The sequence below is a fragment of the Marinomonas sp. SBI8L genome, from assembly GCF_001624705.1.
Taxonomy (GTDB): Bacteria; Pseudomonadota; Gammaproteobacteria; order Pseudomonadales; family Marinomonadaceae; genus Marinomonas.
This window is the reverse complement of the sequence record NZ_JSEO01000049.1, coordinates 1-689: the sequence shown is the minus strand read 5'-3', so window position 1 is coordinate 689 and position 689 is coordinate 1. Positions and strand designations below refer to the sequence as shown.

At 44.0% G+C, this 689-nt stretch carries 1 pseudogene; it reads right to left on the bottom strand.

Annotated elements, in window-relative coordinates:
- A pseudogene (locus OA91_RS23845) lies at nucleotides 1-634 on the bottom strand (transposase); the annotation flags it as partial.
- Nucleotides 635-689 lie beyond the last annotated feature (55 nt).

The window sequence follows — 689 nt, the reverse complement described above, 5'->3', positions numbered from 1 at the left end:
CTATCAGGATCGGTTGTGCTTTGTTTGATCGTTTTTTCAGGTGGCGCCTTTTTGGATGGCGCTAAGGCTTTTTTCCAAGTCTTTCCCTTTCTGTTGCGACATCGGCATCAAGTTGATCGAAGTAAGCCTGGCGTTCTTCTTCGACTGTTACTTGAATATGCTTATTTTTGTTCGCACTGGCTTTGATATGAGTTGAGTCGGTGTAAAGCACCGTGCCAGACACGAGTTTTTTGCGCATAGCTTGAAGCACAATCTCATCAAAGATTTGCTGATAAACATCCGAATCATTAAATCGTCTGCGGCGGTTTTGGCTTAGCGTAGAAGCATCAGGTAACTTATCGGTGAGCCCTAAACCGAGGAACCAGCGATAGGCTACATTGACTTGCGCTTCACGTATAAGCTGGCGTTCACTTCGAACACCGAACAAATAACCAAGCAACAAAAGCTTGAACATGAGAGTGGGATCGAGTGCTGGTCGGCCATTATCTGGGCAGTACAGATCTTTTACTAAGTCATGAATAAATGAAAAATCGATCTGCTTATCAATTTTACGAAGCAAATGATCTTTAGGAACAAGCTCGTCAATACAGACGAACTCAAGAGAAGACTGAGTTTGGGGGCGAGAATTAAGCATGGCTTATTATAAAAAATCCCCGCCTAGGTTGGCGAGGACTTTGTCAGCAGTCTGA